This is a genomic window from Sulfurovum lithotrophicum (assembly GCF_000987835.1).
In the GTDB taxonomy this organism is placed as follows: domain Bacteria; phylum Campylobacterota; class Campylobacteria; order Campylobacterales; family Sulfurovaceae; genus Sulfurovum; species Sulfurovum lithotrophicum.
Genome location: NZ_CP011308.1, coordinates 138,094 through 156,416, shown reverse-complemented (window position 1 = coordinate 156,416; position 18,323 = coordinate 138,094). Strand labels below are relative to the sequence as shown.

The 18,323-nt window shown below is 44.3% G+C and carries 14 protein-coding genes; 1 reads left to right on the top strand and 13 read right to left on the bottom strand.

The window, feature by feature from the left end; translation table 11 throughout:
* Positions 1 to 3: 3 nt before the first annotated feature.
* The 13 genes from YH65_RS00770 to YH65_RS00710 all read right to left on the bottom strand — a co-directional run bounded on the left by YH65_RS00770 (position 4) and on the right by YH65_RS00710 (position 14,233).
* A complete protein-coding gene (locus YH65_RS00770; RefSeq protein ID WP_046550207.1) occupies positions 4 to 831 on the bottom strand; it encodes an ABC transporter permease in 828 nt (275 codons plus the stop codon).
* On the bottom strand, positions 831 to 1,304 hold the full coding sequence (locus YH65_RS00765; RefSeq protein WP_046550206.1) for a hypothetical protein: 474 nt from the start codon (positions 1,302 to 1,304) through the stop codon (positions 831 to 833). Before YH65_RS00765 ends, YH65_RS00770 begins: the two co-directional genes overlap by 1 nt.
* Positions 1,291 to 1,932: an ABC transporter ATP-binding protein gene (locus YH65_RS00760; protein ID WP_245609202.1), complete on the bottom strand. Its 642-nt coding sequence runs from the start codon at positions 1,930 to 1,932 to the stop codon at positions 1,291 to 1,293. The genes YH65_RS00765 and YH65_RS00760 overlap by 14 nt, the downstream gene beginning before the upstream one ends.
* Positions 1,933 to 2,844, bottom strand: coding sequence for a NapH/MauN family ferredoxin-type protein (locus tag YH65_RS00755; protein WP_046550205.1), 912 nt, complete (start codon positions 2,842 to 2,844; stop codon positions 1,933 to 1,935).
* A 48-nt stretch (positions 2,845 to 2,892) separates the two neighbouring features.
* A complete protein-coding gene (locus YH65_RS00750; RefSeq protein ID WP_046550204.1) occupies positions 2,893 to 3,426 on the bottom strand; it encodes a c-type cytochrome in 534 nt (177 codons plus the stop codon).
* Positions 3,423 to 3,998: a c-type cytochrome gene (locus YH65_RS00745; RefSeq protein WP_046550203.1), complete on the bottom strand. Its 576-nt coding sequence runs from the start codon at positions 3,996 to 3,998 to the stop codon at positions 3,423 to 3,425. Before YH65_RS00745 ends, YH65_RS00750 begins: the two co-directional genes overlap by 4 nt.
* Positions 3,991 to 4,815 carry a 4Fe-4S dicluster domain-containing protein gene (locus YH65_RS00740; protein ID WP_052746035.1) on the bottom strand — a complete coding sequence of 275 codons (825 nt, stop codon included), beginning with the start codon at positions 4,813 to 4,815 and terminating at the stop codon, positions 3,991 to 3,993. The genes YH65_RS00745 and YH65_RS00740 overlap by 8 nt, the downstream gene beginning before the upstream one ends.
* Positions 4,815 to 6,038 carry a nitrous oxide reductase family maturation protein NosD gene (locus YH65_RS00735; protein WP_046550202.1) on the bottom strand — a complete coding sequence of 408 codons (1,224 nt, stop codon included), beginning with the start codon at positions 6,036 to 6,038 and terminating at the stop codon, positions 4,815 to 4,817. Before YH65_RS00735 ends, YH65_RS00740 begins: the two co-directional genes overlap by 1 nt.
* Before the next feature lies 1 nt (position 6,039).
* Complete coding sequence (locus YH65_RS00730) at positions 6,040 to 6,822, bottom strand: cytochrome C (RefSeq protein WP_084721986.1); 783 nt, start codon at positions 6,820 to 6,822, stop codon at positions 6,040 to 6,042.
* A 200-nt stretch (positions 6,823 to 7,022) separates the two neighbouring features.
* Positions 7,023 to 9,623 (bottom strand): Sec-dependent nitrous-oxide reductase, encoded by a 2,601-nt coding sequence (nosZ, locus tag YH65_RS00725; protein ID WP_046550201.1) that lies wholly within the window; start codon positions 9,621 to 9,623, stop codon positions 7,023 to 7,025.
* 261 nt (positions 9,624 to 9,884) lie between these two features.
* The gene (locus YH65_RS00720; protein ID WP_046550200.1) at positions 9,885 to 11,897 is read right to left on the bottom strand and encodes a TonB-dependent receptor; all 2,013 of its coding nucleotides are present in this window, start codon (positions 11,895 to 11,897) and stop codon (positions 9,885 to 9,887) included.
* Between the two features lie 96 nt (positions 11,898 to 11,993).
* Positions 11,994 to 12,716: an energy transducer TonB gene (locus YH65_RS00715; protein ID WP_046550199.1), complete on the bottom strand. Its 723-nt coding sequence runs from the start codon at positions 12,714 to 12,716 to the stop codon at positions 11,994 to 11,996.
* A 116-nt stretch (positions 12,717 to 12,832) separates the two neighbouring features.
* Positions 12,833 to 14,233, bottom strand: a complete 1,401-nt coding sequence (locus YH65_RS00710) for an MBL fold metallo-hydrolase (protein WP_046550198.1) — start codon at positions 14,231 to 14,233, stop codon at positions 12,833 to 12,835.
* Between the two features lie 119 nt (positions 14,234 to 14,352).
* Here YH65_RS00710 and YH65_RS00705 point away from each other — a divergent pair, with 119 nt between their 5' ends.
* Entirely contained in the window at positions 14,353 to 18,321 is a 3,969-nt protein-coding gene (locus YH65_RS00705) for an HAD-IC family P-type ATPase (RefSeq protein WP_052746034.1), read from the top strand.
* Positions 18,322 to 18,323: the final 2 nt, after the last annotated feature.

Below are 18,323 nucleotides of genomic sequence, written 5' to 3'. Positions count from 1 at the left end.
TCCTTATAAAAGATCTTTTTTTCTAAAAGCAATATAGCCAAAATAAGCCAAAAATGCACCTATGATAATAGGATAAATAATCGCATAGATCATCAAAAATGTCGATCCGAGTGTATCAAGCAGATAATAGGCTACAGGCCCGATAACCGTCAATTCAGGATCGAAGAGCGAAATAGCCCCTATCCGGAACACTTCTATGGGGTTGAGCATGGCCAGTGTAACGATCAATCCGTCACTCATTCTGTTCTGCAGCATCAGTCCCATCAGTGCAATGTCGATGAATGCCAGCATAGCTATCCATACGACAAAAGAACTCCCCAATGCAATATCCGTTGACTTGACGATAGTTGAGAGGAAGAATGCTAAGCCCAAAAAGACAAAACTCAAAGAAAAAAGCAGCGTAGAGTAAAGAAATACCATACGCCATGGCATCTCTCCGCCTTTAAAAAGACCGAAGATGACGCCGAGAATCAGCGCAAGAAAGACCGGCATAAAGACTGTCAAAAAACGTCCCAACATCTTGCCCCAGTAGTAATCGTTCAACGATACAGGGAATGAGAGCATATATTCCAGCACATTGCTTTCCCTGTCTCCCGAGATCGACTTGACTGTGGTGATCAGTATAAAAATAGGCAGAATTATGATCGTTACCTGAATAAAGATCAACAACATACGGCTGAGACCAGTAAAACCCATTACCACAGAGTCGGAAACACCCGTAATGAAAAAGAGTGCCATTAGTCCACCAAATACCACCGAATAGACATAAAACCATTTGGAGCGCAGCGACTCTTTTACATCCAGGTAAGCTATCAGAAAAAGATTTTTCATCAATAGCTCCTTACTTTTTTGTTATTCTGTTTTTCAATTATTTCTATCTTCTCTGCAACCTTCGGATAGTCCAATGTTTCTACCCCTTTTGGTACGGTCTCTTCAGTGTAGGCAGCAAAACCATACGCCATCGGTGTTATAGCGCCGCTCACGTATTTGGCTTTACGAGCATCAATCCATTTGCCTGTCTTGGCATCGGTGATCCAGATGATCGCCTGCTCTTTCCAAGGAATCTTCTCTTCATCCATCCAGAGCACAGCACAGCCGAGATCATCAAATTTATAATCTTTTCCCGTTTTCGGGTCAATGATCTGTACGGCAAACTTACGTTCGCTGATCGCCATTTTACAGCGTTCGCACATATCCCGGTCCCAGTGCATCTGCTGCACCGCACCTACTTGTTTTTTTTCACATCCGGCAAAACCAAGCAATAGAAAAAGCCCTATAAAAAACGTTAAACTAAATCTTTTCATCTTCCACTACCTTTCCCAAATCCATGTATATTTTCCGGTTGATCAGTCCCTCTATCTCATCGAGTCTGTGGGTAATAAAAAGCGTTGAACACTCTGTATCGATTTCTGTCAGAAGCTCATAAAACTTTTCCCTGCCTTTGGGATCAAGGTTAGCCGTAGGCTCATCGAAAATGAGCAGGTCGCTTTTTTTGGAAAGTGCAATAGCGATCAAAAGTTTTTGCTTCATCCCTCCGGAAAGTTTAAAAAAAGGCTTGGAGATATGCTTTTTGAGATCCAGATCCATTCTGTCTGATTCCTCAAATATTTTCGCTCTGGATACTCCCGAACTGCGTTCTACATACAATAGCAATTCTTCCAAGCTCAGTTTGACCGGAGGAGGAAGCTGCGGAATAAAACTGATGTTTTTCAACACATCCACTCTGCTCTTCACCGGATCAAAGCCATCCACAGAGATCTTTCCGCTGTCTATATGGTAAAATCCAAGCATAGCGCGTACCAGAGTGGTCTTCCCCGCACCATTGGGCCCCATCATTGCAATACGGTCCCCCCCTTCTATGGTCAGGTCTACATTGTCGAGTACTTTGCTTCCCATAAATGTCTTATTGACTTTTTCAGCTTGAACCAACATCTATACCATATCCTTCAATCTAAAGTCATAATTATATGCATCGGTATGGCATACATCAAAACATCGTCCGCAGAGAGTACAGTCGCCATTGACCACCAGCTGTGTCTCAACGCCTTTCTCTTTACGCTCCTTGTCATACTTTGGCTTGATAAATTCCAGTACATGATCCTCAAAACAGGCATTCAGACAGGCACCGCAGTGGTCACACTTGTTCATATCCCATTTGACTTTTGTCATGCTGATCCAGCCAAGCATATTGTAGGTCGTTCCTACAGGGCACACATATTTGCACCATGCTCTTCTCGAGTAAAAAATCTCTATAGCAAGTACGACCAGTACCCATACCAAAGCCAGACTCCATCCATACGTGATCGCACGGCTGATATAGCCGATTGGATTGAGTACTTCAAAAACCAGATAACCATCTATGGCTGCTGCAGCCAAAAAGATCGCCCAAAATACAAAACGCACATTCGGCGTGAATTTGTGCTCTTTGATGATCTTCTTTCGTACCAGTATCTGATGGATACGCTCTCCTATTTCACTCAGAAGTCCGTAAGGACATACCCATGAGCAGTATGCTTTTCCTCCAACTAGAAAATAAAATACGATCAGCGTTACAGACCCGATGATCACATTCGTATGAAAATGGTGCTCTGCAGCAAAGATCTCCAGCGCGGTGAAAGGGTCGATCAAGTGAAATCCAAAGAGTCTCGATCCGTTCAGTGTACCTTCCAACATCTGCAGGTCGATATGGAAAGAGAGGAAGAAAAGAAGGTTGATAATGATAATACTCAACCATCTCCATGCCCTAAGTGTCAGTCTGAACTTGCCAGCCTGCGTCTTATAATACAAGGTACTCAGGAGCGGTGCATTGATCAGCTCCCTGACACTACCGTTATATCTGTCCATTTGCTATCCTTTATAAAGCTGCTAAGCAGTTGGGAACTGCTTTGGCTTTTACTGTTGCTGCTCTTTAAGCTTCTGCTCAAATGAGCCGATCTCGTCTGAAAGTGCCTGCATTTGGCTCTCATCCATTTTGCTGAGCAATCCATACATCACGTAATTCTTTCTTTTCCCGGATTTGAAATCTGTCAGATCCTTATGCACGGTCTCAGCACTCAGTCCAACCAGCTTTGGACCAATGATCCCTTCACCGTTCACTCCGTGACAGGAAGAACATTTCTGCTTATAAAGCGGGCTTACACTGAATGCTGCGACATTTCCAGCTTTATTTTTCAGAGCCTGAAGTTTCTCATCCAGCTCTTTCTTTTTCTTTGCCTGTTCTTTTTCGATATCGGCATTGCTCATTTTTTCTACAGGAGCTTCCTGTGTTACAAGCTGTGTACCCGTATCTAGCTTTACTTTTATCTGTGTTTTGGCGATCATTTTCTGGATCTCTTCGAGCTTGTTCACTTCTCTGTCTGACTGATAGACCATGAACATTGCTCCCAATGCAAGTACGGTTACGATTGCAGCTAATATGTGTTTCATTTCTGTTTACTCCTCATTTCTTTGATTTGTCTGTTGAATCTTTCTATCTCTTTGGCGATACCCTGCAGTCTTTGCTCATCGATGCGGTTCACCAGTTCTTTCATCAATGCATTCTTTTTTTCTCCAGTCTTAAATGCTTTAATCTGGCTAAAGATAAAGGTGGCATTCTTATCCAGCAGTGCCGGTCCGATCACACCATTGGCATAGTCATCATGGCAGGCAGAACAAAGCAGACGGTAATCCGGGCTGAGCTGTTGAACCATCAGAGTGATCTGCACTCGTTCATACGGTGACCTGATATCTCTGTAGGCATCAAGTTCTGTTCTTACTTTCGAAGTTTCAGAATTATATTCACTACTGCCTTTTTTTTCTTTATTGTAGGAGTAGTAGAACTGTCCACTGTTCTCTTTGGAACCATCTTCTTTTTTCAAGGCTTTCACAGCACCTTCAGTCACGACGATACCCTTGGCACTGGCTTCTTTACCGGCTGATTCTTTTGGCTTCTCTTCTCCGCAACCAGTCAAAATAAGCAGGCTGACTCCCAGTGAAAGGACCAATATTTTATTACGCATTTTGACTTCCTTTATTTTTTTCATACACATCTGCATAGGTAGCATACGGAAGTATCTGCAGGACTTTGGTTGGACAGAGTTCTACACATGCACCACACCCGACACAGGCGTCACGTATCTCAGGGAAAAGCCCTCCGTCTTTTGACACCATTCCTATTGCCTGGCTCGGATCAGGTTCAAACGGACAAAGATCCGCACACAGGCTACAATTTTTACCTTCCTGCTCACTGAGTTTTTTCAACAGTTCCTTCTGAAGTATTACTTTTTCAGGATCATTGGGGTTCATTACCACTTTTCTGTTTTGACGCTCTGTATCACTGATCACTTTGGTATGCTCATAGATACGTCCGATCATATCATCGGTTACCTTCTTATTATCCAGGGCCAGACAGGCACTTTCATTGACCACGATTGCCATACCCATGTGTACTTTTTCGATCACGTTCGCTTCATGATCGAGTGCCCCTGTGGGGCATGCCAATACACAGGGAAAGGCTTCACAGAGATAACATCCCCTTGCCAGAGGATCGATATAAGCCGTTCCAACACCTGCTTCCCCATCTATATCTTCCAGCATAATAGAATCATAAGGACAGACCTGGAGGCACTGTCCGCACTTGATGCACATTGAAAGATACTGCTCTTCAGGTACAGCTCCGGGAGGACGCAGCCGTCCCTTTGTCAGTTTGAAGTCCTTTGCCGCCCAGATACCGCCTGCTGCAGCTATGCCAAGTACACCCAGACCTACAGCCTGCTTCATGAACTGGCGTCTTTTTTTCTCTTCTTTTGAAATAGTTTTCTGTACTTTTTCTTCCATTATACCTGTCCTTCATGCATTTTGGGATGCTTATCGCTTAAAAGCAGTACCGGCTCCGAAAAAGGAGCCAGCTTTGCCAGAAAATTCAATATCGAGATCACGGGAGATCCGTAAAAGAATTTAATATTCGGATTTAAAAGCCATACTTTATCTGCATACGCATAATAGTTATAGGGACCATCCCCTATACCGTCACCATTCTTGTCAAACCCTTCATAGTCGTCCCAGTAGTTCCCGTCAAACTCATTCTCTGTTATTCTTGTATTATACGAATCATTCATTACATTTTCAATATTTCCTTTAAAAATATTATTTACGAACGTATTGTGGAGACTTAAAGAATGGAAGTGTATCCCTTCACTGTTGTAAATAATACGATTGCCTTCAATAAGGTTTGTCGTATCAGGCTCATAGGGTGACCGGTCGATGAACAATCCTCTGGCACAATATATGATCGTATTGTCTTTAAGTACAAAATTGCTTGCATCTTTCATACCGATCCCAAGCCCTGTTGTTCCCAGAGAATTTTGTATCAGATTTCCAGTAGCCACCGTATCCTGCGAATACATAAAGAAAATACCTACTGAATTATGTTTGTAGACATTGTCTTTGACAATATTCTTTCCGGTATACATAAAATGCAGTGAATATCTGCCGTACTCACCTCGGTTCTTTTCTATGAGGTTTCCATGTGAATACCATACAACGAAATCACGTGACTTGTAAAGATGGTTGCCGCTCAGATGGTTGTCATTACTGTACCACAGGCGGATACCATCTCCCCGGATACCGAGGTCAAACGGTTTGGACTCGATATAATTATCATTAATCTCCGAACTACTCACTTCGGACATATCGATCCCGAACAGACAATCAACGATTTTGTTATTTTCTATATGACACTGTGTCGTTTTTTTCATGGAAATACCAGCATCGACCTTTTCATGTTCTTCGCCACTGTGTCTGATGGTTAGGTTTTTCACGGTAACACCGGAACTCGTGATGGTCACCACAGTACCTTTTCCATCACCTTCGATGATGGCTTTCTGGTCTTTCCCGTCTATGATAAGCGGTTTGTTTATCACGATATTTCCATGATAAAGCCCCGCCGGTAACTCCAGACGGGAGCCCGGTTTTGCCTGATCAATAGCATCCTGCAATACATTACCTGCCAGAGACAGTGAACTGATTGCGATAGTGAATGCTATGATCTTCTGTAACATCTTAGGCTGCTTGTTCGCTTTTCTGATATTTACGTTTTGCCGCCAGTGCCAAAATACTCAACACAGAGATAGCTACCAGGAGCCAGAAACCAAGTGTTGGGTAAGAGTGCGTCGTAAACTGTGCGACTTTACCGTCCCCGAAGACCGTAGGGGTGAAGGGTTTGATCTTGAAGGCTCCCCAATCATGCATATGATGTCCGAACCAATAGAGCCAATAGGAGTAGAAGCCTATGAAAACGATCGGTAGTGCCACAGGGATCAGCATCAGAAGATTGAAGATCCTGTTGTTGTAGATCATGAACATCGCCATCAGCCACGCTACGAAGATCAAAGCATATGGAGCCAACATACGAAGATATGGTGCCCCTCTCTCCATCGGATCCATTCCGATATAGTGGTTGATCGTATTCATTTCATGAACATCGCCACTAAATCCGTCAAAATGGTAAAAGACCGGGATTCCTTCCGGGAATGCATCTTTAGGGTAATTCGGTGCTTCGAGCGACACATACCAGATCGGTGCGGTCACGACATTCAACTCCATATCATCCTCGATCATTTTCTTCAGATTGTTCGCATCCTCTTTGGGGATATTGGGCGAAACATACCTGCCCTTCTGATAATAATCCCAGGTCTTGATGGTAAGGTCGGAGAGCTGGTCTCCCTTGCCCTGCCTTCCCATCTCGACGACATTGTGCGTGAACACCGCGGGGATTACGAACCAATAAAGCAGAATGCCCAATGCCAGCAGTGTAAATATTCTTGACTTTGCCAAAGAACTCATGTGTATCCTTTCTTAATAGATATACCAAAAAACTTGAATAGATCAAGTTTTTTGAGATACCTATATATCTTTCATATATTCTACCGTTTTATTCTATGAATAGACTTGATATCTATCAAGCTAAATTATATTTTTAAAATATAAGTGGGAATTATAATGTAGGCTACAAAGGGCTTTACGCCCTTTATAGAATGTAGATCTTAGAAGAGGTTTGCGTTCTCGTCGATCCACTTAAGATATTCGATAATATCGTTGGTCTGTTCTTCTGTCATACCCTGGTTAGGCATACGCAGGTTGAAGTAGTTGATCATAGACTTGATATAGTCATCATCATACATCTTTTCAGGATGCATGATCCACTGTTTCGCCCATGCTTCACCATTCTCGTGTCTCTGGAGTACACCTGTCAGGTCTGGACCTGAAGATACTTTACCGATAACGTGACATCCGTTACATCCACCTTCAAGATACGCTGCTTCACCACGCTTAGCAGCAGGGCTCATAGGTTTAGCTACTTTTTTGACCAAGAGGTCTTTCGCTCTGATACCAACGTCCGCCGTCTTAACCATATATTGCCAGATCATGTTCTCGAACAGAATTGCTTTATCAAGGTCTCCTGCTTTAACAGCTTCATCTGATTTTTTCTTCTGTTCAGCGATCTTACCATACTGATCAAGTGCATCTGTTACCAGTGCTTTGATAGTCGGATATTTTTCATAATGATTCTCTTTTAGGAACTTCACAACACTTTGGATGACTTTGTCTGTCGCATTGTTCACTGCTACAGTCTGGTCATACTCTTTTTTGAGCTGCTCAGGACTCATTGCTGCCATTTTAAGTTTCTTGGCTGCTGTATACTTCTTGTTCGGATCTTTGACCAAAAGGTAACCCATCATCTCAAGGTGCAGTGCAGAACAGAATTCTGTACAGTAGTAAGGGAATACACCTTCAAGATCTGCTTTGAATGTTACAGCAACTGTTTTACCTGGCTCAAGAGATGTATGTACATTGTACGTATCTACTGTGAAACCATGTGTCTCATCTTCAGCTCTTTCAAGGTTTGTAAGATAGAAGGTTACTGTATCACCTTTGTTCACTGTTACATGTTCAGGGTTGATGTGTGATCTGACCACTGTTCCATAAACATAGACATGGTTTCCTTTTCTTACGATCTTTTCCTGACCGGCAAGTGTCTTACCTTCATGTACTTTACCTGTAAAGGCATTCGTACCCATTTTATAACGTACTTCTGTCTTCAGTTTGCTTGCTCTGATGGCTACTGCCTGGTGAGGCTCACCCAATGGAACAGGCATATCGTAGAGCAGTTGCATTTTTTTACCACGAATATCGATCAACTGGTGGTTTTGAGGATGCAATGGCCCGATCTCGTTAAATCTGTCGATCGCAAGTTTGTTCAATGCGATGATGTAATCTCCCTGAGGATCTTCCGTTTTACCTTCCATACCACAGAGGTGACCGATGTTGTAGTTAACATTCTGTCTGTCTTCCACTTTACAGGTCTTGTAGTTCCATTTGACAACCTGGCTGTCAACATAGAGAGACGTATAGATCTCACCGTCTTTCCAGTTCTTACCATACTGGTTATGTAATGGCCCGAGGCCCAACTCAGCCTGACAGTGCATTGTTTTCTTCAGATCAAGAATAGGAATACCGTACGGATCTTTCCCTACATACGCTTTATGCTTGATCGCATCCTGTATCTTGTCAAAATCATACACTGTCGCATGTGTATCGAGTTTACCACAGACAACAATACTTTTACCGTCAGGTGATACATCGACACCATGAGGTGATTTTGGCTCAGGAATAAGGAAAAGCGCATCATTCTTGATCGCAACTTCCATAGGAACGACTCTGGTACCATTGATCATTTTTACATTTTTAGGATCTTTTGCAAGTTCCGCAAGTTTTTTCCAGTTATACACATGAAGGAAATCCGTATCGTTACGGCTCATACCCGCTTCGAATGGAGGAAGACCTTTTTCAATACCACCTGTATATAGCTCGGAGTTGAATGAGTTGGTGAATCCCCAACCAAAACTTGCTTCTTTACCTGCATCGGAAAGATCCTGCATATAAGGAGGCATTTCGATCGTAAACGATTTTTTCGGATCGATTCTTCCGATTTTCGGGTCGAACTTCCAAACTGTTACACCACCACGATAAGTCTCTTTATACTCTTCGATAGGATGGTAGTTATTGTCAAGCGGTGCTCCATACTGACACGCTTCCAGAATATACTCTGAATTCGGTGTAAAGAATGCTCCACCATGGTCAGATTTGAAAACAGGGTTCACAACAATCTGCTTGGTAACGAAGTCCTTCAAATCAATAACAGCAAGACGTGGATTGGCTTTATCATTGATAACCAGCCATTTACCGTCATATCTACCGTTTGTTTCGGAAAGCGCTGGGTGGTGTGTGTCACCCCACGTGATCTTCTTTCCTCTGATATTACCCTGGGCAAGGACTTTTTTGGTGTCATCATCATAACCCCAACCCTGCCAAGGTTCCGGCGTAAATACACCGATGTATTTGAGAATTCTCATTGACGGAACACCATACACCATGATCTGTCCGGACTGACCGCCCGAAGAGAATACGATATATTTGTCACGTCCGCCGCTTGGTGTATAGGTTTTAGCCGCTGCCAATAGGTCAGCCTGCGTCAAACCTCTCTCTTTCATCACATTATCCAGGGCACTTGCACCAAAAAGTGTAGATACACTCAATGCAGACCCAAGAAAAAGCGATGTCAATTTGCTTAACTTGTAGCTCATTATTTCCTCCTAAAGAATTTTAGTCAACAATGCAACAGCATTATTGCCCATGGCTTCATTATAGCTTATTATTATTATTAAGATAATTGATTTGCGTCAAGAATTTAACACTAATTTAACATTTGGGTAGAAAGGGATATCTTTTTTACTGGTATTTTAAAATATTTGAAGAAAAAAGGATTGTCGGGATCAGTATGCAGGAATCAGAACAAAAAAACAATGGCAGGGATGCGGCTGAGCATCAGCTCACCCTGCACAGTATTAAAACTTATAACTCAGGTTTGTATAAATATAGCGTCCTGGTTCATTCATAAGCATTACTTCACCTCCACCTGAAATAAGTGTCAGGTCCTCATAGGTGTTCGAAACGGCATAGGTTTTGTCAAAAAGGTTATCTACACCTACCGTTACTTCAAAGTGATCCGCGAACGTTTTGCTTCCTTTGAGATTAAGCACGGCATATCCGGGAAGGTACTGCTCACCGTTCTCTGCATCATAGTCATCCCATGCACTTGCCGCAATGACTTCGGCACGAAGCAGATAGTCACCAGGCTCTTCAAAGTTGATCCCCGCTACCAGTTTCATTGGAGGGATCTCAGGCATATTGGTTCCGGTCTGTCCGCTAAGAGGGTTCTTCTTTTCACCTTTCTGAAAGGAGAGCGCCCCGTCAAGATACAGGGTATCCGTCACGATATAGCTTCCGCTTACTTCAACACCGTACAGCGTCGCATCCATATTTTCAAAACGGTTGATCATTTTATCAGCATTGTAGAAGATAAAATCTCCCAGTTTACTGTAGAAAAACTTTGCTTTGAGTGTTGCATCTTCAAACTGTGTCTCTCCACCAATGTCAAATTCTGTATTGGTCACAAGGTCCAGATCAGGGGTTCCAAGTACCTTGCCCGCTTTCTGAAAATAGAGTTCCCGTCCGTCCGGTACTCTTGATGAGTGGCCTACGCCTCCAAAGATTTTCGTCTTTTCATCCATATGGTAGGTTAACAATATATTTCCGTTCAACGCGTTGTAGTCATTACTTTGCAATGTTCCCAGACCGGGTTCTACCGATGTATCGTCATATCTCAAGCCAAGATCGACATCAAACTTGTCGAAATGTATCTTGTCTTTGGTAAAAAAAGCGATATTTCTGGTGTCAACATCCGGTATGCTCACCCCTTTGTACATATCGTTCTTTCCATAATACGCCCCATTCCAGTTACGCAAACTGTAGTCAATTCCCACTGTAATCTCGTGCTTATCAAGATCGAATCTGTTTTTGATCTTGGCTCCCTGCGTATCTGTCGTCAGCCAGTTTTTCATCAGCATCATACTGGAAGCTTTTCTGTACATATTGCTCATAGGATGGTCCACATCTGACTTGTAAAGCTGTATATCAAGCTCTTTGGAGTAGCGGCCCAGTTCGTTGAGGACATATTCCGCATTATAGATATTGGAATCATCATACAGGGCATCCATTGGTGTCGTCGGGTAGAGGACATCATCACTTCTGTTGCCCGTATAGCTCAGTTTCAGCTGCTGGTTATCCGTAATATCCCAGAACACCTTGGCAAGAACGGTCTTCTTTGTAAAAGCATCCATATCACGATATTGAGGCAGGAATGCCTGTCCTTTCAACTTTTTGTCATGTGCCATATTCCCGTTGAGATTGTTATTGATATAGTTATCTACCTGCTGTGCAAAATCATTGCCGTCACCATCTTCATACTGTCCGCCACGTTCAGCCGAAGCACTCAGAAGAAACCTGATACGCTCCGTACCGCCACTGACCATCGCAGAGGCTTTTTTGTAATTCCAGCTACCGAAATTCAAAGCGGCATCTCCATGAAATTCCTGGGTCGGTTTTAGTGTTTCAACATCCACATTGGCGCTCAATGCACCAAAACTCTCTACATCAAAAGGACCGTCATCTATAGTGATATAGTCAATATTGTTTGCCAGGACATGTGAAATGGGAGGGTCCATCCTGTTCGGACAGGCACCGTAGATCTTCGCGCCATCTATTGTAACATTGATATTGTCCTTCTTCTGTCCACGGACAATAATATCGTTTGCGATCCCACTTCTTCGCACCAACATCACGGAAGGCGACTGCTTCATCAACGCTTCTGCTACATCGGCAGATTTAATATCATCTCCATGCACATCTTTATGTACTTCCGTATCGACCTTCGCTTCCACATCGATCGTTCCCAGCTCAGCTTCTGCCGCATACAGGGATGCTGCACAGACCAAAGACAGGTAGATTCCCTTTTTCATATATCACTCCTCCAAAATTGTTTTTAGATATTGTGGCATGCTTCTGTTAATTATGTGTTAAGTTTATGTTTTTTATAAGGAAACGAGCAAAAATCGTTATCTTAACTGATACCGAAGCGTTAAATTTACCGTTTTGGGGAGGCTGACAGGAATATGCTTCGTGCTGAGGGGGAACGCTTTTTCGACTGCCCTGCGTGCCGAAGAATGGAAGACCTTTGGACCGCTGATCGAAATGTTACCGACATGTCCGTTGGAAAGTATGGTGAAACGTACTTTAACCGACCCCTGCATACCTCGTCTTTTGGCAATACGCGGATAGCTTTTGTTCTGGTTGATCCGTTGCCTTACCGTAGATAGAAAACGGTTTTTCTGTGAAACACTGGCATGTCCACTGCCCCGGCGTTTGACCCCTACCCTACTGCTTTGTGCCGTTCGTGTCCTTACCTTTTTTTTCTTGACTTTTTTCTTCTTTTTGATCTCTTTCTTTTTTGGCTTTGGCTTTTTTACTTCAGGTACAGGAAGTACTTTAGGTTTGACAGGTTCCGGGATGACCTTTTCAACCACCGGCTCCTCTTTAACTATCGGTTCAGGCTCTGGTTCAGGTTCAGGTTCTTCTTCTACAACAGGTTCCTCTTCTGCCTCCTGGGCTTCAGGAACCACTTCAGGGACGAATTCGCTCAGGCAGAGTTGGATGGCACTGTCCTGCGCTGCCTGGTCCGCAATGATATAGGTACGCATCAGGTAGAAATAGCCCCCAAAAAGCAGGGCATAGAGAAGTGTGGTAATGATGAAGGAGACCAGATTACGATGCTTGACCACTACTTCCCTTTACTGTAAGAATTTTGAAGTGTAGCAAAGATATATTAAAAATGGGCATATCTAATAACCCTAGAAGTGCCCATATGTGTTAATTCTAATCAATTCATAAAAAGGACCTATGCCAGATAGATCACTTCTTCAGGCTCCACGATATGTGCTTTGGCATGCAGTTCATTTTCAAGTACAGCTCGGAGGATCACCTGCTTGTCCTCTTCTCCATGCACAAGATAGATACTATTAAGGCCTTCGATCTGTGAGATCCATTTGACAATGCCCTTCTGGTCGGCATGGGCGGAGAATCCGTTAATGGTATGGATACTCGCCTTGATGAGGATATCTTCATTGTAGATCTTCACCCATCGTGCTCCGTCGACGATATGTCTTCCCAAAGTACCGACGGCCTGATACCCTACAAAAATGACGGCATTCTTCTTGTTCCATAAACGGTTCTTGAAATGATGCAGTATCCTGCCGCCGTTGCACATACCGCTGCCCGCAATGATGATCGCACGGGTATCCATGTCGTTGATGGCTTTGGAAGCTTCTACATCAAGGGTATAGACAAGGTTCTCAAAATCGAAAATCGTTCCATCTTCTTTCTTGATCTCCTGACACTCGGAACTCAACAGTTCGGAATAGTTCCTGTACACTTCTGTTGCACGGGTCGCCATAGGGCTGTCAACAAATATTTTGCACTGCGGCAACTCTTTTCTCCTGTGCATCTGCTTCAGGATGCAGAGAAGTTCCTGCGTCCGTTCCACGGCGAACGAGGGGATAATGACATTTCCCCAGTCTTTCATGGTCTTGATGATCACGCTTTTGAATTCCGTAACAGTATCCTCTACACCTTGGTGGTCACGGTCGCCGTAGGTGGACTCTACATACAGATAGTCGGCATGGGTACATGGAGCGAGGTCTTTCATGACGATCTCGGTATCGTTGCCTATATCTCCGGAGAAAACTATGGTATGGTCCACACCATTCTCTTTATAGCGTATTTCAATAAAAGCGGCCCCGAGGATATGGCCGGCATCCCGGTAAGTGATCTCTATATCATCCTCCAGAGTGAAAGACTTGTCATACTCCGGATAGTGCCAGTCAAACTCGAACACATCCTCCACATCGGCTTCTACATATAACGGTTCCATGACACCCTCTTCTTTTCCCTGCCGCTGGGCCTTTTTGTATTTGGTGTTAAAATCTTCCTTCATGATCTTGGCACTGTCAAGCAGAATGATCTCGGCAAGGTCATGTGTCGCATGGGTCGCATAGATCTTTCCGGTAAAGCCCTCTTTCACCAGTTTCGGTATGCGCCCGACATGGTCCAGATGGGCATGGGTGACCAACAGATAGTCCACTTCGGAAGGGTTAAAATCAAAAGGACCGTAGTTACGCTCCTCTTCCTGACCCTGAAACATCCCGCAATCCACAAGGATACGGGGACCTCCGTCTATCGTAAACAGGTGACAGGACCCCGTCACCACTTCTGCTGCACCGTAGGAGACGACTGTAGCCATATACATTCCTTTTTATTGTATTGATAAGTCAATTGTACACCTTATTCTTTAAGCTATGGTTTATATATTTATCCCAATCAGTGGTATAATAAATCAAAACATTAAAACAAGGCTACATGATGACCAGTGAGATAGTAGGGCAATTTTTATTGTTGTTGGCACTGCTTTTCGGACTGACCTATATTTTGGCCGGTTTTATGGAACGTTTGAGGATCCCGGGTATTCTGGCTGCACTTTTTGTCGCCATGGGTGCACACTATACCCCGATCGGTGATTTGCTTTCCCATGGTATCTTCAATGAGATCTTTACCCTGCTTGCCGAACTGGGCGTACTTTTTTTACTTTTCTTTATCGGTCTGCAGATCGATATGCAGGAGATGCGTTCGCAAAGCAAAAACATCATAATAGCCACGGTATTGAACACCATCATCCCTTTTGCACTGGGTATAGCAGTGATGCGCTACCTGGGGTATGACTGGATGGTATCTTTTGTGGTGGGATTGACCCGTATGCCCACAGCCGAAGCGGTGATAGTACCCATACTGGATGAATTCAATCTTATCAGAACCAAGGTTGGCAACTATATTGTAGGTGCGGGTGTCCTTGATGATGTGATAGAAGTCTTCCTTATCGCTTTTGTTTCTCTGTGGATTGGCGATAAAAGCGGGTTGGCCACAAATGATTCCACTGCGATAATCGACCTTGTACTCAATATCATCATCTTTATTGCTGCTGCCTGGGTGGTACGTAAATGGATCCTTCTTCCTCTCTCGCACTGGTTAAAGATACGGGTTGCCAATCTCATTTTATTAATGATCATCGTTCTTTTTGTTTTTGGCGGGTTTGCAGAACGAACGGATCTAGGTTTGGTTGTAGGTGCCATTGTGGCAGGTATGCTAATGCGTCCGGTCTTTAATACGGCAGGGGATGTAGGCGTTCAGGCCACCAAGGCAGTGCGAGCCGTAAGCTACGGCTTTTTTGGTATTGTCTTTTTCTTATGGATAGGTATGAGTGTCGATCTCAGTGGTATGTTTAAGGCACCTGAACTTGCGATCCTGCTTTTTCTGGCTGCCTTCGTAGGTAAGATCATCGGTATTTTTCTCATGGTCCCTATGGGACAGCTTAACAGCAAAGAAGCATGGACGATCGGGATCGGACTGAACGCCAGGCTTACTACCGAGATCATCGTGGCAAAACTTTTACTCGATGCACAATTGATCGACACCCAGCTCTTTACTGCACTGGTAGCAGCCTCTTCAGTCTCTACGATCGTAGTACCGCTTCTTTTCTCCCTGATGGTTTCGTTCTGGAAAGAAACACTGATGCAGTCTGCTGTATCCAAAACAAAAAAGAAAAAAATAGAAAAACCTGAAAAAGAACAAATACCGTGGTATGCCCAAAAGTTCGACACGGTATGCAAGGCCCTGGGTACTGATCCGCAAAAAGGTCTAAGCAAAGATGAAATAGTTCAGCGTCAGGCACACTATGGTCCAAACCGTATCCGTTCAGTACACAAAGAAAAATGGTACTGGATACTCTTCAGGCAGTTTACGGATGTTCTGATCATCATCCTGCTTATTGCCGCGGCGATCTCCTTTGCCATAGGAGAGATAGGAGATGCTGTCACTATTATGATCATTGTCATATTGAACGGTATTCTCGGCTTTATTCAGGAATACAAAGCTGAAAAAGCCATAGAAGCACTCCAAAAAATGCTTTCCCTACGCTGTAAGGTTTTAAGAGACGGAGAGAAAAAGGAGATCGATTCAACCAAACTGGTCCCCGGTGATATCGTTTTTCTCGAAATCGGAGATAAAATACCGGCAGATCTCCGGCTCATTGAGGCAGTCAACCTCAAAGTAGACGAGTCCGCGCTGACCGGAGAGTCCGTTGCTTCTTTGAAAAACATAAAAGCTGTACCTCAAAAGAGTGCATTGGGTGAACGGAGCTCCATGGCATGGATGGGCACCAATGTGGTCAATGGCTATGCCAAAGGTATCGTCGTTGCTACGGGTATGCAAACTGAATTTGGAAAGATCGCAAAAATGACCAGTGAGGTAGGCAGCACACAGACACCTTTACAGAAAAAACTGGCAGTTTTGGGTAAAAAACTCGGGATCTTCTCTGTTGCCATCGCAGCGTTTGTCGCAATCATCGGATACCTTCTGGGCAAAGATATGATGGAAATGTTTCTAACGGGCATCTCTCTCGCCGTAGCGGTCGTACCTGAAGGTCTGCCGGCAGTTGTGACCATTACACTGGCACTCGGTGTCAAAGCGATGGTCCGTCAAAAAGCCCTGCTCCGCCGTTTGCAGGCAGCCGAAGCACTGGGCAGTGCCAACGTCATCTGTACCGATAAAACAGGAACCCTTACACAAAACCAGATGACCGTGCAAAAAGTATGGCTTTTTAGCGGTGAAATAGATGTAACAGGAAGCGGATATGATCCAAAAGGCCACTTTGAAAAAGATAAGAAAAAGGTGGATTACAAAAAGAGACAGGATCTGATCGAACTGCTCAAAACCGGGCTTATCTGTACCCATGCCGGGCTGACCAGGGAAAAGGATGCATGGAAGATCACCGGAGAACCCACTGAAGCATCATTGATCGTTGCAGCCTATAAAGCCTGGCTGACGCCGGAAGTGGACGAAAAGATCACCACGGAGTTCTCTTTCAATTCCCAGAGAAAACGCATGAGTGTCATCGTTCAGGAAAAAGGTAAAAATATCGCCTATATCAAAGGAGCACCCGAAGTGCTCCTGGAACGTTCGAACTACTATTTCGACGGGGAAAAAGTACAAGCGCTTGATGCACAGAAGAAAAAAGCCTTCGAGGATGCCTACAGCCAACTGGCACGAAACGGCCTGCGTACACTCGCACTGGCAAAACGTGTATTGCCTAAAGGGATCAAGCTCGATGCCGATGCGGTGGAGAACGATTTGGTTCTCCTGGGAGTCGTCGGCATCATCGATCCGCCAAGACCCGAAGTACATCATGCCATACAAACAGCCAGAACGGCAGGTATCAATGTAGTGATGATCACCGGAGATGCACCGCTTACTGCCATGGCGATCGCAAAAGAGGTAGGTTTGGATGCCAGGCATGGTATTACAGGCAGCCAACTGGATACGCTTGATGATGACGCTTTGAAAAATGCGATACATGAAGGAGCGATTTTTGCCAGAACCACCCCGGCAGACAAAATGCGAATTATCAAAATACTGCAGGATGAAGGCCTGGTTACGGCCATGACCGGTGACGGGGTCAATGATGCACCCGCACTTAAAAAAGCCGATATCGGTATTGCCATGGGAATGAGAGGAACAGATGTCGCTAGAGGTGCAGCAGACATGATACTGCTCGATGATAATTTCGCCTCCATCATCAATGCGGTCAGAGAAGGACGCAGACAGTATGATAACATCAAGAAATTTGTCACCTATCTGCTCTCATCGAATATCGGAGAGGTCATAGCGATCTTTGTCAATATTCTTTTGGGCGGACCGCTGATCCTCCTGCCTGTGCAGATCTTATGGATGAACCTGGTCACAGACGGGATGACCGCTGTAGCATTGGGCATGGAAAAAGCAGAAAAGGGTGTCATGCATCGTCCGCCAAGGGCCAGCAGTGAGTCTTTCCTTCAGTACAGAGGCATCATCATGATTATACTGTTAGGCGGCTATATCGGTGGCGCAACACTATGGATATTCCATCATTATCTCAGTTCCGGCCTGCCTGAAGCACAGGCCATTGGGCTGGCACAGACCGCTGCTTTCACAGCCATCATCATTTTGGAGAAAATGAATGTATTCAACTACCGTTCACTGCATGCTCCTATATATACCATGGGGTTCTTCAGCAATAAATGGCTTATTGCCGCCTGGATTACGACGGTCTCCTTACAGGTGGCAGCTGTTTATGTACCATTTCTGCAGGAGGCCCTGCATACTGTTCCGCTTGGCTGGAAAGACTGGCTTCTGATCTTTGAGATCTCCCTGCCGATCTTTGTCGTGACCGAACTTTACAAAATAACAGAATGGTTCTTGTTAAAATCCAAAAACGCACATACAGAAAAAGAAGGAGCCTGACC

Coding starts and splice junctions, on each gene's coding strand:
- YH65_RS00770 (WP_046550207.1), bottom strand. CDS start 831: ATGAAAAATCTTTTTCTGATAGCTTACCTGGATGTAAAAGAGTCGCTG.
- YH65_RS00765 (WP_046550206.1), bottom strand. CDS start 1,304: ATGAAAAGATTTAGTTTAACGTTTTTTATAGGGCTTTTTCTATTGCTT.
- YH65_RS00760 (WP_245609202.1), bottom strand. CDS start 1,932: ATGTTGGTTCAAGCTGAAAAAGTCAATAAGACATTTATGGGAAGCAAA.
- YH65_RS00755 (WP_046550205.1), bottom strand. CDS start 2,844: ATGGACAGATATAACGGTAGTGTCAGGGAGCTGATCAATGCACCGCTC.
- YH65_RS00750 (WP_046550204.1), bottom strand. CDS start 3,426: ATGAAACACATATTAGCTGCAATCGTAACCGTACTTGCATTGGGAGCA.
- YH65_RS00745 (WP_046550203.1), bottom strand. CDS start 3,998: ATGCGTAATAAAATATTGGTCCTTTCACTGGGAGTCAGCCTGCTTATT.
- YH65_RS00740 (WP_052746035.1), bottom strand. CDS start 4,815: ATGGAAGAAAAAGTACAGAAAACTATTTCAAAAGAAGAGAAAAAAAGA.
- YH65_RS00735 (WP_046550202.1), bottom strand. CDS start 6,038: ATGTTACAGAAGATCATAGCATTCACTATCGCAATCAGTTCACTGTCT.
- YH65_RS00730 (WP_084721986.1), bottom strand. CDS start 6,822: ATGAGTTCTTTGGCAAAGTCAAGAATATTTACACTGCTGGCATTGGGC.
- nosZ (WP_046550201.1), bottom strand. CDS start 9,623: ATGAGCTACAAGTTAAGCAAATTGACATCGCTTTTTCTTGGGTCTGCA.
- YH65_RS00720 (WP_046550200.1), bottom strand. CDS start 11,897: ATGAAAAAGGGAATCTACCTGTCTTTGGTCTGTGCAGCATCCCTGTAT.
- YH65_RS00710 (WP_046550198.1), bottom strand. CDS start 14,233: ATGGCTACAGTCGTCTCCTACGGTGCAGCAGAAGTGGTGACGGGGTCC.
- YH65_RS00705 (WP_052746034.1), top strand. CDS start 14,353: ATGACCAGTGAGATAGTAGGGCAATTTTTATTGTTGTTGGCACTGCTT.